This window comes from Scandinavium hiltneri, from assembly GCF_024764835.1.
Classification (GTDB): Bacteria; Pseudomonadota; Gammaproteobacteria; order Enterobacterales; family Enterobacteriaceae; genus Scandinavium; species Scandinavium hiltneri.
This window is the reverse complement of record NZ_JALIGE010000040.1, coordinates 1-468: the sequence shown is the minus strand read 5'-3', so window position 1 is coordinate 468 and position 468 is coordinate 1. Positions and strand designations below refer to the sequence as shown.

Below are 468 nucleotides of genomic sequence, written 5' to 3'. Positions count from 1 at the left end.
AACAAACCCCGAATTCTATAAATCATTGCCACAATTATATAAACGCCCTATTCCAAAGGTTGTATCTTTGTGAAAGACAAAATGAAAAAGATTTCCCTCATATTACTGATTACCATTTACTCCCTCTCCACATTAGGTATTGGGGTAAAGCAGTTTTATTGCTGTGGTAAATTGAAATCAACTGATGTTAGTTTTGTACAAAAAGATACAAAAGACAATTGCAGCAAAGGGAGTATGGGCGGTTGCTGCAAAACAAAATTTCAAAGTTTAAAAGTAAAAGATAGCCATGTAGGTGCCGATGCCACCGCTACACCAGTAAAGCATTTAACTGACCTGCATTTATTCACCACGGCTTTTGAAATGCCGCTGTTAGCAAGCAAGCCACTTGACATTGCTAACGCAACACATGCGCCGCCGCTACATCATGGTGTACCTATTTATATTCTTAACTGCGTTTACCGTATTTGA

The 468-nt window shown here is 38.5% G+C and carries 1 protein-coding gene; it reads left to right on the top strand.

Features of this window, described 5'->3' with window-relative positions; translation table 11 throughout:
- The first annotated feature begins 81 nt into the window (after positions 1 to 81).
- The gene (locus MUU47_RS00185) at positions 82 to 468 is read left to right on the top strand and encodes an HYC_CC_PP family protein (RefSeq protein WP_258986120.1); all 387 of its coding nucleotides are present in this window, start codon (positions 82 to 84) and stop codon (positions 466 to 468) included.